The organism is Streptomyces sp. NPDC053513 (assembly GCF_044544765.1).
Taxonomy (GTDB): Bacteria; Actinomycetota; Actinomycetes; order Streptomycetales; family Streptomycetaceae; genus Streptomyces; species Streptomyces litmocidini.
In genome coordinates this window covers 67,412-80,817 of sequence record NZ_JBITXP010000014.1, presented here as the reverse complement: position 1 = coordinate 80,817, position 13,406 = coordinate 67,412, and the positions used below count along the sequence as shown (strand labels likewise).

Below are 13,406 nucleotides of genomic sequence, written 5' to 3'. Positions count from 1 at the left end.
TGATGCGATGGTCCGTCTCCGCGTCTCCGGCGTCCTCACCCTCCGCGGGTGAATCAGGGGGCCGCGGAGTCCGACTCCGGCGGCGTGGGGCCCCCGGTGTTCCGGCGGCGCCCCGCACCCGTGGGCCCCGTGGGCCCGTCGGCCGTGGCCCCACCCGTCCCTGCGGACCCGCCTGTCCCCGTGGCCCCGTTCGTCCCTGCGGCACTGCCTGTCCCCGTGGCCCCGTCCGCCCCTGCGGCCCCGCCCGCGCCGGGGAGGCCGCGCGTCACCAGGAAGCTCGCCAGGGTGATGCCCCCGGTCGCGAGGACGGCCGCCTTGAGACCGCGCAACTGGGCCGAGGCGTACGAGTCGGTGACGGCGTCCACCTCGCGCGGCGGAAGCCCGGCGTCCTCCGCGGCCGAGCGGACCTGGTCGGTGGGGACGAAGCTGATCCCGGCCTCCAGGGCGACGCTCGTCTGCCGGCGTGCCTCGTCCGAGAGCCTCGGGTCGTCCTCCACCTGGGTGGTGAAGGCCTGGGCCAGGGCCCCGATCAGCATCGAACCGATGAGGGCCGTGCCCAGCGCGGATCCCAGATTCTGGGCGGTGAACTGCAGGCCCCCGACCTCGCTGCGCTCCCGCTCTCCCACACTGGACTGGACGACGTTGCCGAGCTGCGAGGCGAGCAGTCCCATGCCCAGGCCGAGGAGCGCCATGGCCCCGAAGAACTGGGCGTCGTCGATGACGGGGTCGATGGTGCCGAGGAGCCAGGCGATGGCGGCGAGGAGCAGCACCAGGGCCGTCCGCACGATCAGCCGCGGGCCCAGCCTGCGCCCGAGCTTCGCCGCTCCCAGGGAGGCCGCGAGCATGGTGAGGGAGACCGGCAGCAGCCGCAGTCCCGTCTCGAAGGCGTCGAGCCCCTGCACCACCTGCAGATACAGCGGGATGGTGAAGAACAGCCCCAGCAGGATGAGGTTCTGGCTCAGCAGGGTCATCAGCCCCGAACGCAGGGCGGGCCTGTGGAGCAGGGCCAGGTGGACCAGGGGGTCGGCGCCCCGCGCCTCCCGCCTGTCCTCCCAGAGCCGGAAGAGGAACAGGACCACCACTCCGGCCCCGACCACGAACAGCGTGGGGGCGAAGCCGAAGACCGTGAAGGGCGGGTTGCGCGGCTCCACCCATCCCCAGGTGCTGCTCTGCAGCACACCGAGCACTCCGAGGCCCAGGCCGGCGGCCGACAGGACGGCGCCGACGCCGTCCAGGCCGGGACGCCGGTCCGCCGGCGGCTCCTCGGGTATCACCCGCCGCAGGAGCAGCACGGCCAGCACCACCACGACCTCGCCCGCGAAGACCAGGCGCCAGGTGAGGTACGTCGTCACCCAGCCGCCGAGCAGCGGGCCGACCGCGATGCCGGCACCGGCCAGGCCTCCGATGACGCCGTAGGCGACGGAGCGGTCGCGGCCCTGGTAGGACGCGGCGACGAGGGCCGCCATGGACGGGAGCACCAGGGCGGCGCCGAGCCCCTCGATGACCGACCATCCCAGGGCCAGGACCCACAGCCGGGGCGCCACGGCGGTCAGGGCCGATCCGACGCCGTAGACCGTCATGCCAATCAGGAAGACGCGGCGCCGGCCCAGGATGTCCCCGAACCTGCCTCCGATGATCATGAAGGCGGCCATGACCAGGGCGTACAGGGTGATGACGGCCTGGATCGTGGTCACCTCGGTGTCGAAGTCCTCGACCAGCTGGCTGATGGAGACGTTCATGACGGCGGTGTCCAGCACCATCAGGAACTGGGCCGCCCCCAGCACGATCAGAGCGTGCCACTTCTTCACGGTCGCCACCTCGCCGGGCCGGGCCGCCGGTGTCAGCGGCAGCGGAAGGGGAAGCCCACCCTCCCCGCCATCACATCCGAAACGGTCGCCGGCCGCCTCACCCGCCGCGGGTGAGGGCCGCCGGCGTCCGTCGTCGTTCCGGCGCCGGGCGCCCGGTCACAGGAGCCGCAGCTCACGGGCGCGGCGGACGGCCTCGTTGCGCCGGTGGACCGACAGCTTGCGATAGGCGCTCTTGAGGTGGGTCTTGACCGTGTTCACGGACACGCAGAGGTCGGCGGCGATGTCCTCGGCCGACATCGCCCGGGCGAGCCGCTCCAGGACCTCGCGCTCCCGCCCGCTGAGCTCCTCCACGGGCGTCCCGGGCCCGGACCCGCCCCGGGCCTCCTCGTCCGACGGCTCCGGGTCGGGTACGAGCCATCCGGCGGCCAGTGCCCGCAGCGGAGGCTCCGCCAGGAAGGGGTCGATCCATGGCCCGGCGCTCCGGAAGGGGCCCCTGAGCTCCTCGCGGCGGCCCTCGACGAGAGCCTTCGCCAGCAGCCTGCGGGCGAAGACGGGATCCTCCTCCAGCACCGCCGCCTGAGCCCGTACCAGCGCGGCCGGTACGGCCACCCCCGGTCCTGACCGGACACGGGCCGCGAGATCGTCGAGCAGGCGGACGGCCGTGCCGGGGTCCCCGGCGGCGAGGCGGGCCCGTGCCACGCCGACGGTGCACAGCGGCTGGTCACCGACGACCTGCCGGAGGGCTTCGACGGCCGCGTCCGGGCGCCCCTCGGCCAGGTGGACGTCCGCGACGGCCAGGGCGGCGCGGCCCTGCGCCCAGGGCGATGCCTCGGCTGCGGGGAGGGACCGGGTCGCGACGGCCAGTGCGTCCCCCCTGCGGCCCCGGGCCAGGAGCACGCCGGCCGCAACGGTCCGCCTGGCGGCGGCCGCCACCGGGGTCGCCGGCGGCTGGTCGGACGTCCGGGCGAGGAGGGCCTCGGCGCGGTCCACCTCGCCCCGGTCGACGGCGACGGCGGCGAGCACCGACTGTCCGAGTCCGGAGCCCGGCGGCCGGGCGAGACCGTACCGCTCGGCCTCGGCCTCCATCGCGAGGACCTTGCGCTCCGCCGCGCTCGGCCACCCGTTGAGGTGGTCGACGAGTGCCAGGTGTTCCAGCGCCTCCATGCGCGGGAGCGCCGTGGACGCCGTACGGGGACCGCGGGTCACCTCGGTGAGGGTGGCCCGGGCCTCGTCGAGGCGTCCGGCCCACAGCCGGGACGCGCCCACGTGGGTCAGCAGCAGGGCGCCGAGTTCCGGGTGCCCTTCCAGCAGCCGGGGAGGAAGCTGCGGCATCAACCGCCGGGCCGACCGGTCGGCCCGGTCGGCCAGACGCACCGAGCCGGCGAGCCGGCCGGCCAGTGCCTCCAGGAGGGCGCAGCTCAGCAGGGCCGCCGGGGTGCCGCGGCCGTCGACCGCGAGCTGTCCGGCGGCCCGGCGCAGGTGTGCCATGCCGCCGTCGAGGTCCGACCTGGCCAGCGCGCACGCGGTGCGGACGAGGTTCGTGGCCGGGTCGGACGCCTCTCCCTCCCGCTCCATTCCGGCGAACCAGTCCGCCGGCTCTCCGGAGTCCGGGCCGGTGAAGAGCTGTCCGATCGCCAGGTCCTCGACCAGGACCTGGGCCATGTACGTCCAGTCCTGCGCGGCGGCGGCGTTGGACAGCGTCTCGGAGAGCGTTCCGGAGCGTCGCAGCCAGTGCGCGGCACGCCGGTGCAACTGCGGCTCCAGGCCGGGAGCGCGCCGACGCAGATGGGCCCGGAGGATCTCCCGGAAGAGCGGATGGAGCCGGTACCAGTCGTGTCCGAAGTCCTCGACGAAGGCGTTCGCCTGGTGCAGCTCCGCCAGGATCGTCGCGGCGTCGCGCCGCCGGGTCAGCTCGTCCGCCAGGTCAGGGCAGAAGCGGTCCAGCACGCTGATCCGCAGCAGCAGGTCCTGGGTCTCGGGAGGCTGCCGTTCCAGCACCTCGGCCAGCAGGAAGTCGGCGATCGTGCCCCGTCCCGCCTCGAACTCCTTCAGATAGAGCTCGGGATCCCGGCTCGACCGTGCCGCCAGGGCGCTCAGCCGGAGGCCCGCCGCCCATCCCCGGGTGCGCTCCACCAGCGCCGCGACCACCGGAGCGGCCAGCGACAGCCCGTGCATCCCGAGGAGTTCCGCCGCCTCCTCGGTGGTGAAGGCCAGATCGGCGTCCCGGATCTCGGTCACCTCGCCGGCGAGGCGGTAGCGGTGGAGCGGGAGGAGGGGTTCGGTACGGCTGACGAGGACGAGGCGCAGTCCCCGCCCCGCGTGCCGCAGGACGGACTCCAGCTGCCGCGCGACCTCGGGGTCGGTCATCCGGTCGAACTCGTCGATCACCAGGACGACGGGCCGGTCGCGCCGGGCGAGTTCCCAGGCGAGCCGGCTCAGGAGCGTGGGGTGGACCCGGGACGCGTCGGCGGGGAAGCCGATCGTGGCGGGCACCGGTACGCCGCCGGCCTTCAGGGACTGGAGCAGATGGGCCCAGAACATCCCCGGACCCTCGACCGCCGCGTCGAGCGTGAGCCAGGCGAGCGGTTCCTCCGGGTTCGCGGCCCAGTCGGCGACCAGGAGGGTCTTGCCGGCTCCCGCGCTGCCGTTGACCACGGTCAGCGGGGTCCGCAGGGCCTGCCCGAGATGCCGGACCAGCCGGTCGCGGCGCAGGAACGTGCCGGGGCGGGCCGGCAGGGCGAACCGGGTCCGCAGGAACGGGTTCCCCAGCGGGTCGGTGCCGTCCGAGAGCGGGTCGGCGCCGTCCGGGAGCGGGACGTCCCGGGAAGGTTCTTCGCTCGTGTCCTCCACGTCCACCACCGCCTTCCGGCCGGGCCCGCCGAGGCGGGTCCTTCCTCCAGGGTGGGAGTCTTCTCTCCGTTTCGGCCACCGCACAGAGCCATGGGAACCCCTCCGGGGTACCCGGAGGTCCCGGCCCGGAGGGGCCTCCGGGAGAACCCGCCCGGCCGCCGTGGCCCGCCGGGCCTCGCCCCGGTCCTGGACGGTCACCGGCTCGGCCGTGGACGGGCCCGGGGGCGGTCCTGGACGGTCGCCGCCGACCCGGTCGTGGACGGGCCCGGGGCCGGCCGTGGACGGGCCCGGGGCCGGCCGTGGACGGGCCTGGGGCCGGCCTTGGACGGATCCGTGCCCGGCCTTGGACGGTGGCTTCCGACCCGGTCGTGGACGGGCCCGGGGCCGGCCGTGGACGGGCCCCGGACCGATCGTGGACAGACCCGGGACCGATCGCGGACGGGCCCCGGGACGGGTCGCGGACGGCCCCCGGACCGGACCCGGGCCCTGTCGCCGGTCTACTGCCCGGGCTGCGGCGGGCCGAAGAGTTCCACCGCGCGCCGAACCCCGGCGAGGCCCTCGGCGAGGGCGCTGACGGAGCCGACGGAGCCCGCGACGAGCAGCAGCGAGCGGCGCAGCCGGCGTACTTCGGGGTCGCCGCTGAGCGCCATGGCGTCAAGGGCGGCGAGCTCGTCCTCGGCGATGCCCCGGTCGGCGAAGTCGACCCGGTGTGCGGCCAGTTCGCGCCGGAGCCGGGACACCGCGGCCCGCAGCTCGGCCACCCTGGGGTCCACGCCCTCGCCGGTCACTCGCCTCTGCCCCACGCTTCGCAACACGGTTCTCCCCCTCGCACCCCACTGTGCGCAGAACTCCACTCCGAACACTCCGAGTCGCCCCCGGACGGCGGTCGGGCGCCGTGAGTCGCGGGTCAGTTAACTCCTTCGCCACCCCAGCGCGCCACCCTTGGTGAACGGAATTCAGGCGACCGTGTGATTCCGCCCCATGAGGTATGCAGTCCTCATGACAACCGCAGAGGATCGAAGCCCCGTCGTCGCCGGACTGCTGCTCGCCGCGGGAGGCGGCAGACGGCTCGGAGGGCGGCCGAAGGCCTTGCTCGCGCACCGGGGGCGGCCGCTGGTCGAGCATGCCGTGGGGGTGCTGCGCGGAGCCGGCTGCGAGGTGGTGCACGTGGTGCTGGGGGCCTCGGCCGAGGTCGTACGGGAGCGGGCGGAGCTGCCCGGGTGCGTGCTGGTGGACAACCCGGAGTGGGCGGAGGGGATGGGTTCCTCGCTGCGGGCCGGGCTCGCCTCGCTGGCCGCCGACCCGCGCGGGGTGGACGCGGCGCTCGTCCTGCTGGTCGACCAGCCGGGGATCGGGGTGGAGGCCGTGGCCCGGGTGCGGGCGGCGTACGGCTCGCGGGACGCGCTGGCGGCCGCCTCGTACGACGGGGTGCGGGGGCATCCGGTGCTGTTCGGCGCCGGGCACTGGGCGGGGATCGCGGAGACGGCGGTGGGCGACCGGGGCGCGCGGGACTACCTGGCGGCGCACCGGGATGCGATCACCCCGGTGGACTGTTCGGATGTGGCCGAGCCCTACGACATCGACACGGAGGCGGATCTGTCCCGTCTGGAGTGAACCGCGGTGAACCCACGGAGTGAACGGCCTGGCACCGAGCGCCATGTTCTGTCGATCCGGAGAATCTCGACATCAACAAACCATTGAACTTCCACCATGAGGAAACTAGTATCCACTGTTCAGAAGCGCCTGCTCGTTCAGAAGGCGCTCGCGGCCGTATCTCGGCGCCTGCGGCACTCCGTGCCGCCCCGTGACGCCCGGCGGCCGCCTGGCACCGCCCGTGAAGTCCGCTGAAGGAAGTGACAGTTCATGTCCGCACCAGCGCCGTCCCCCCTGGCCGTCGTCGATGCCGAGCCCCTCCCGCGTCAGGAGGAGGTGCTCACCGAGGCCGCCCTGGCCTTCGTCGCCGAACTGCACCGGCGGTTCACCCCGCGCCGGGACGAGCTCCTCGCCCGCCGAGCGGAGCGTCGCGCCGAGATCGCCCGCACGTCCACCCTGGACTTCCTTCCGGAGACCGCCGCGATCCGCGCCGACGACTCCTGGAGGGTCGCGCCGGCCCCGGCGGCCCTGAACGACCGCCGCGTCGAGATCACCGGCCCGACCGACCGCAAGATGACGATCAACGCGCTCAACTCCGGCGCGAAGGTCTGGCTCGCCGACTTCGAGGACGCCTCGGCGCCCACCTGGGAGAACGTCGTCCTCGGCCAGGTCAACCTGATCGACGCGTACACCCGGAAGATCGACTTCACGGACCCGCGCTCGGGCAAGTCGTACGCCCTGAAGCCCGCCGAGGAGCTCGCCACCGTCGTCATGCGGCCGCGCGGCTGGCACCTGGAGGAGCGTCACCTCACCTTCGACGGACGCCCGGTGCCCGGCGCGCTCGTCGACTTCGGCCTGTACTTCTTCCACAACGCCCAGCGTCTGATCGACCTCGGCAAGGGCCCGTACTTCTACCTCCCGAAGACGGAGTCGCACCTGGAGGCCCGCCTCTGGAACGACATCTTCGTCTTCGCGCAGGACTACGTCGGCATCCCGCAGGGCACCGTCCGCGCCACGGTCCTCATCGAGACCATCACGGCCGCGTACGAGATGGAGGAGATCCTCTACGAGCTCCGCGACCACGCCGCCGGCCTGAACGCGGGCCGCTGGGACTACCTCTTCTCCATCGTCAAGAACTTCCGTGACGGCGGGGCCAAGTTCGTCCTGCCGGACCGCAACGCGGTCACGATGACCGCCCCGTTCATGCGCGCGTACACCGAACTCCTCGTGCGCACCTGCCACAAGCGCGGCGCGCACGCGATCGGCGGCATGGCGGCGTTCATCCCGTCCCGCAAGGACGCCGAGGTCAACAAGGTCGCCTTCGAGAAGGTCAAGGCCGACAAGGACCGCGAGGCCGGCGACGGCTTCGACGGCTCCTGGGTCGCCCACCCCGACCTGGTCCCGATCGCGATGGCCTCCTTCGACGCCGTCCTCGGCGACAGGCCCAACCAGAAGGACCGCCTGCGCGAGGACGTCTCGGTGGCCCCGGGCGACCTCATCGCCATCGACTCGCTCGACGCGAAGCCCACGTACGAAGGCCTGCGCAACGCCGTCCAGGTCGGCGTCCGCTACATCGAGGCGTGGCTGCGCGGCCTCGGCGCCGTCGCCATCTTCAACCTGATGGAGGACGCGGCCACCGCCGAGATCTCCCGCTCCCAGATCTGGCAGTGGATCAACGCGGGCGTGGTCTTCGAGAACGGCGAGAAGGCCACCCCCGAGCTGGCCCGCAAGGTCGCCGCCGAGGAGCTCGCCGCCATCCGCGCGGAGATCGGCGAGGAGGCCTTCGCGGCCGGCAGGTGGCAGCAGGCGCACGACCTGCTCCTGCACGTCTCGCTCGACGCGGACTACGCGGACTTCCTGACGCTTCCCGCGTACGAGCAGCTGGTCGGCTGACTCGACCCGTACGGCTGATTCGGCTGCCCGCACAGCCGCCGACAGCAACCTGAGCAGGGCTTCGTCCCCGGTGTCGCACAGCACCGGGGGCGGGGCCCTGTTCCCGTTCCTGTGATCCCACAGGGGACGTGACGGAACCGAGATATGCAGCTACCTAGCGGTAACAAGCCACGCCGTGCGAGATTCCGCCATGCCACCGGCCGGCGGCTGTCCCCCACGTCACTGCGTACCGCAGGAGCACAGCCATGCCTTCGTCCCCCCGCCGTGCGCTGCGCGCACTCCTGGCACTGTGTACCGCCGCCGGGCTCGCCTCCCTCGCCGCCCCCGCCGCCCACGCCTCCCCCGGCTCCGGCCCCACCGCCGTCGTCGCCATGGGCGACAGCTACATCTCCGGCGAGGCCGGCCGCTGGCTCGGCAACAGCCTCACCAACTCCGGCAGCCGCAACGGCACCGACCGCGCCTGGACGGGCAGCGCCTACGACCCGTCCAGGGTGTACGGCGCCACCGCCGGCGGCTGCCACCGCTCGGACGTCTCCGAGGTCAGGAGCGCCGGTCCGATCGCGAGCTCGCTGATCAACCTCGCCTGCTCCGGGGCGACCACGGCGAACGTCTTCCGCGCCTCCCAGGGCGGCCAGGCCTTCAAGGGCGAGGCACCGCAGGCCGACCAACTGGCGGCCGTGGCCGCCGCGAACGACGTCAAGCTGATCGCCCTGTCCATCGGCGGCAACGACCTCGGCTTCGGCGACATCATCAGCACCTGCGCGACCGACTACATCGTCTGGTACTCGTACTGCCACGACGACCAGCAGGCCGCCGTCGACGCGAAGATCGACGGCGCGATGGCCGCCGTCGGCCGGTCCGTCGACGAGATCCGGGCGGTCATGTCCGCCGCCGGATACGCCGCCGGCGACTACCGGATCGTCCTCCAGTCGTACCCCTCCCCCATCCCGCGCGCCGCCGACAACCGGTACGCGGAGAGCGGCTGGTCCCGCACCAACACCGGTGGCTGCCCCTTCTGGAACGCCGACTCCGACTGGGCCCGCGACTCGCTGGTCCCCCAGATCGCCGACCGCCTCAAGGGCGTCGCCACGGCCAAGGGCGTGCAGTTCCTGGACCTGCGGGACGCGCTCCAGGGCCGTGAGGTCTGCGCGAAGGCGAGCAAGCAGGTCACCTCGACCGTGCCCCCGTCGGCGGCGACGAGCGAGTGGGCGCGCTGGATCGACAGCCAGAGCACCCAGGGCCTCGTCCAGGAGTCGATGCACCCCAACGCCTACGGCCAGCAGGCCCTCGGCCGCTGCCTGGCCCTGATCAACGCCGTCCCGACGGGGAACCGGAGCTGCCGGAACACGGCGGGGGCGGGGACGTCGGGGATGTACCTCGCGGCGGGCTAGGGCCTGTCTCTCGGATCGGGTCGGGTCGAGGAGCGGGGCCCGGCGCTCGTCACGGGAGCGCGATGCCGAGCGGGCGGAGGACCCGCTCGGTCTCGTGGCGGTCCGCCGCCGCCATCGCGCGGACCAGGGCGGCGGAACCGCCGGGCCAGTCGGCCGCCGCCGCGTCGAAGGCGGCACGGCGGGACTCCAGGGGGCCCTTCTTGGCCGGCAGCCCGTCGAGGACGTGCAGGGCCCGGGCCGAGGCCCGCACCTGGATCGGGTCCGCCGGCTCGCCCCGCTCGCGCAGGGCCTCCAGGGCGTACGCGCCGATGACCGGGTCGCGGAGGGCGCCGCGCAGGGCCTCCGGCGGCACCCCGGCCGTGTCCAGCACGGCGAAGAGGCCCCGGGTGGCGGCCGCTTCGGAGGTCCCGGCGTGGACGGTGCCGAGGGCGGCGAGCAGCTCGGACCAGGCGTCCGCGGTGTCCATGCGCGCGTGCAGCCAGTCGGCGAGCACGCGCGCGGCGACGGAGGTCGGCCAGCCCCCGGCGGCGGCGACCGCCTCCGGCGCGGTCCAGGCGGCGGCCTCGGCGGCGTCGGGCGCGGTGACCCCGCGCACCGCGAGCAGATAGCGCACGGCGCCCGCCCCGCGCGGGGTGAGCCCGAAGGCGTCGCCGCGGCGGAAGACCAGGCCGGTGGCGGCGAGGCGGTCGAGGACCGCGGCGAGCTCGCGGGCCGCTCCTTCGAGCCGGGCCCGGTCGGCCTCGGTCAGCTCGGCCGTGCCGAGGAGCCGTACGAGCTCCGGCAGGGGCGGGACGGTGTACTCCTCGGGCGCCGCGTCCGGCACCGGCACCGCCAGGTCCTCCAGGGCCGGGTCGACGGTCCAGTCCTCGTACTCGGCGGCCTTGCGGGCGACGGACTCGGCGGCGCAGCCGCGCTGGTAGACCACGTACAGCAGGTGCGGCGCCTCGCCCCCGTAGGGCTCGAACTCCTCCTCCGCGAGCTCCTCGACGGCCCCGATGAGGCTGTCGGCGTCCTCCTCGACGGGCCCGGCCTCGATCGCGGGCGGCGGGGGCACGGGGGCGGCGGGGTCGCCGTGGTAGTCGAGGTGCTCGTCGAGGAGGGCGTCGGCGAGGACGAGGTGGGGGAAGGCCTCGGGTCCCGGCGCGAACCGCGCGTACGGCCCGGCGAGCTGTTCGGCGAGCCCGGCGGCGGTCCACCGGTCCTGGAGCGCGGCGGCGAGCCGGCCGATGCCGGTCGCGACGGCGTGGTCGGTGAGCAGCGGCCCGGCGGCCGGGGGCGCTTCGGCGTCCCGCACGTACGCGCGCGTGAGCGCCTCGGAGAGCAGGACGTCGGCGAGGGCGGTCCGCCCCATGAGGTGGGCGCGGCGCACCCCGTCGGGGAGCGGGGCCCCGTCGAGGGCGGCGAGCCGGCGCCGTACGTCCTCGGGGTCGGTGAGGTCGGCGCCGACGGTCCGCAGGAGCGAGGCGTACCAGCGGTGCCAGGTGAGGTTGCCGGGGTCGTTCATGGCGCGTTCGAAGTCGGGCGCGGACTCGGCGACGACCGAGGCGATCCGCTCGCGCCGCCCTCCGTCGAACCGTGCCGCGAGGGCCCCGAGGACGGCCGGGTAGGCGGCGAGCTGGCCGGGCGGGGCGTACACGAAGGTCGGCAGGTCCTCCACCAGGAGCTGCCGCACGAGGCCGGGCGTCGGCTCGGGCAGGCCCGTCGCCCGGTCGGCGCCGCGCAGGGCGAGCAGTCCCAGGACCGCTTCGGCGGCCCGCGCGAACGCGGGGTCACGATGCTCGGGCGCTCCGTCGAGGAAGCTGTCGAGCCCGGTGTTGGTGAGAACGGTCTCGGCCACGCTTCCCAGGGTAATTCCGGGCAGCCGGTTCCGGCGGGCAGGCGCCGCGGCTCAGGAGTGTCGCCGCGGGCCGCGGACGCCCCGGGTCTGGCGCCGGCCGCGGCCGGCCGGGGTCCGGAGGCCGGGGTGCGCGGAGCGGCTCGGCCATCGGCGCCCCCGGCGGCCTGTCGCTTCCCTCGGTCGCGGGGTGGGGTTCCGCCGGGTTGCGCGGGAGGGCGCGATTCCGTTCGGCCGGAGGGGGGTTCAGCGGACCGTCACGGTTCTCGGCGCCGAGAAGTCGCCCCAGGTGCCGTCCGGAAGCCGGGCGCGGAGGGTGACGACGTAGCGGGTGCCCGGCGGGTCCTGGACCGGGAAGGTGTAGGTGGCGCGGCCCGGGGGCGGGGTGGTGCCCCAGACGATGGTGGTGGCGAAGCGGCCGTCGAGGTGGAGTTCGTGGTGGGTGACGGGGGCGCCCGTCTTCGGTGGGGTCCAGGTGAGGGTGATCTCGCCCTTCGCGGCCGTCGCGGTGAGGTCCTGGGGGGCGGTGTTCGGCGGGGCGCCCGGGGAGGGGGCGGTGGTGAGGTCGGCCGGGGCGCTGTCCGGGGAGGAGTTCTCGGCGGCGTCGCGGGCGCGGACGGTGAACGCGTAGGCGGTGCCGGGGCGCAGGCCGGTGAGGTGGGCGGTGGTGGCGGTGCCGGGGACGGTGTGGACACGGGTGTCGGCCTGGTAGACGTCGTACGCGGTGACCCGGGTGTCGTCGCGGGACGGCGACCAGCGCAGGGAGGCGGCGCGGCTGCCGTCGGCGGTGACGCGGAGGGCGGTCGGGGCGGTGGGCGGCGTGCGGTCCTCCGCGGCGGCGGGGAGGGTCGTGGCGGTGACGGCGGCGCTGGGGGGCGAGACGTTGCCGGCGGCGTCGCGGGCGCGGACGGTGAAGCGGTGGCGGGTGGCGGGGGCGATGCCGACGACGTCGGTCATCAGGGTGGTGGCGGGGAGGTCCCTGACCTCGCGGCCGTCGCGGTAGACGGCGTATCCGGTGACGGCGCGGTCGTCGGTGGCCGCGTTCCACATGACGTGGACCGTGCTCGCGCTGCCCGCGGTGGCGGTGACTCCGGCGGGGGCGGTGGGCGCCTGGGTGTCCTCCGGGGCGGGGGCGGCGGTGGAGCAGGCGGTGAGGGCGAGCGCGAGTGCGGTCAACAGGCTTGCGGCGAGCTGGCGTTGCACGGGCCGGCCTCCGTCCGTCGAAAAGGTCCAGACCTATATCGCACAAGGGGCGGCGACTCGGCAAGGGGTCGTTGTCAGTGGGGTGCGCTTCACTGGAATCGTCACGCTCCGTAGTCGAACCAGGGGGAATCATGACGGACCGTACGACCTATGTGAGCCTTGCCGGAGTGCGCCTGCGCGGCTGGACCGACGCGATGGTGCGGGACCTGCTCGGCACCCCGGACGTGCAGGGGCGCGATCCGCGCCGCTGGTCCCTCGCGCCCGTGCGGCTCTATCTGCTGGCCCGGGTGGAGACGGTGGAGCGGACGCCGGAGTTCGCCGAGACGGCCGCGCTCTGCCGGGCCCGGGCCTCGGCCGCCGGGGTCCACGCGGAGCGGCGGCGGGCCGCCGTCCTGGCCGCGATCCGCGCGGAGCCGATCGAGGTGCCCCTGCTGCCCCGGCCCGAGCTGGAGCGGCGGGCCGTGCGGCACCGGCATCTGCTGGGAGCGCGGAGCCCCGGGCCGGGCCCCGCCGCGGCCCCGGGTCCCGCCGTGCCCCCGGGTCCCGCCGCGGCCCCGGGCGGCGCACCGGCCGGGGCGGCGGCCGCGCCCGCGTCCGCGTCCGGATCCATGGCCGTGCCCCCGCCCGCCGGGGCGCTCGTGCGGTGGCAGGTGAGCTATCTGCGACACGCCCTGTCGCGGTACGAGGCGCTGCTCGACGGTCTGTACGGGGAGGCCGGACGCGGCGAGGCGGAACGGCTGCTGAGGCGGCGGTTGTACGAGGCGATCGCCGCCGCCTACCCCTCGCTGGCCGGGGAGTGCCGGCGCCGGATCGCGGTCGAGCGGTGAGGGCCTT

9 protein-coding genes are annotated in these 13,406 nt (G+C 74.8%); 4 read left to right on the top strand and 5 right to left on the bottom strand.

Annotation, left to right across the window (positions count from 1 at the left end; all coding sequences use genetic code 11):
• Nucleotides 1-53: 53 nt before the first annotated feature.
• The 3 genes from ACIGW4_RS23775 to ACIGW4_RS23765 form a co-directional block, all read right to left on the bottom strand.
• Nucleotides 54-1,808: an MFS transporter gene (locus tag ACIGW4_RS23775; RefSeq protein ID WP_399582707.1), complete on the bottom strand. Its 1,755-nt coding sequence runs from the start codon at nt 1,806-1,808 to the stop codon at nt 54-56.
• A 156-nt stretch (nt 1,809-1,964) separates the two neighbouring features.
• The gene (locus ACIGW4_RS23770) at nt 1,965-4,664 is read right to left on the bottom strand and encodes a LuxR C-terminal-related transcriptional regulator (RefSeq protein ID WP_399582705.1); all 2,700 of its coding nucleotides are present in this window, start codon (nt 4,662-4,664) and stop codon (nt 1,965-1,967) included.
• Between the two features lie 491 nt (nt 4,665-5,155).
• Nucleotides 5,156-5,473, bottom strand: coding sequence for a DUF5955 family protein (locus ACIGW4_RS23765; protein ID WP_359589891.1), 318 nt, complete (start codon nt 5,471-5,473; stop codon nt 5,156-5,158).
• 184 nt (nt 5,474-5,657) lie between these two features.
• Here ACIGW4_RS23765 and ACIGW4_RS23760 point away from each other — a divergent pair, with 184 nt between their 5' ends.
• The 3 genes from ACIGW4_RS23760 (at nt 5,658) to ACIGW4_RS23750 (ending at nt 9,535) form a co-directional block, all read left to right on the top strand.
• Nucleotides 5,658-6,272 (top strand): NTP transferase domain-containing protein, encoded by a 615-nt coding sequence (locus ACIGW4_RS23760; RefSeq protein WP_123457566.1) that lies wholly within the window; start codon nt 5,658-5,660, stop codon nt 6,270-6,272.
• A 249-nt stretch (nt 6,273-6,521) separates the two neighbouring features.
• Nucleotides 6,522-8,144 carry a malate synthase A gene (aceB, locus tag ACIGW4_RS23755; protein ID WP_398713469.1) on the top strand — a complete coding sequence of 541 codons (1,623 nt, stop codon included), beginning with the start codon at nt 6,522-6,524 and terminating at the stop codon, nt 8,142-8,144.
• 245 nt (nt 8,145-8,389) lie between these two features.
• On the top strand, nt 8,390-9,535 hold the full coding sequence (locus ACIGW4_RS23750; protein WP_399582702.1) for a GDSL-type esterase/lipase family protein: 1,146 nt from the start codon (nt 8,390-8,392) through the stop codon (nt 9,533-9,535).
• Nucleotides 9,536-9,584: 49 nt separating this feature from the next.
• Here the strand turns inward: ACIGW4_RS23750 and ACIGW4_RS23745 are convergent, their stop codons facing one another.
• Both ACIGW4_RS23745 and ACIGW4_RS23740 read right to left on the bottom strand, forming a co-directional pair.
• A complete protein-coding gene (locus ACIGW4_RS23745; RefSeq protein ID WP_399582700.1) occupies nt 9,585-11,372 on the bottom strand; it encodes a hypothetical protein in 1,788 nt (595 codons plus the stop codon).
• Nucleotides 11,373-11,615: 243 nt separating this feature from the next.
• A complete protein-coding gene (locus tag ACIGW4_RS23740) occupies nt 11,616-12,572 on the bottom strand; it encodes a fibronectin type III domain-containing protein (RefSeq protein WP_399582698.1) in 957 nt (318 codons plus the stop codon).
• A 131-nt stretch (nt 12,573-12,703) separates the two neighbouring features.
• Between ACIGW4_RS23740 and ACIGW4_RS23735 the strand changes: the two genes are divergently transcribed.
• Nucleotides 12,704-13,399, top strand: coding sequence for a hypothetical protein (locus ACIGW4_RS23735; protein ID WP_398713463.1), 696 nt, complete (start codon nt 12,704-12,706; stop codon nt 13,397-13,399).
• Nucleotides 13,400-13,406: the final 7 nt, after the last annotated feature.

Bases quoted from the DNA above. Each gene is read 5' to 3' on its own strand.
- ACIGW4_RS23760 (WP_123457566.1), top strand. From the start codon at position 5,658: ATGACAACCGCAGAGGATCGAAGCCCCGTCGTCGCCGGACTGCTGCTC.
- aceB (WP_398713469.1), top strand. From the start codon at position 6,522: ATGTCCGCACCAGCGCCGTCCCCCCTGGCCGTCGTCGATGCCGAGCCC.
- ACIGW4_RS23750 (WP_399582702.1), top strand. From the start codon at position 8,390: ATGCCTTCGTCCCCCCGCCGTGCGCTGCGCGCACTCCTGGCACTGTGT.
- ACIGW4_RS23735 (WP_398713463.1), top strand. From the start codon at position 12,704: ATGACGGACCGTACGACCTATGTGAGCCTTGCCGGAGTGCGCCTGCGC.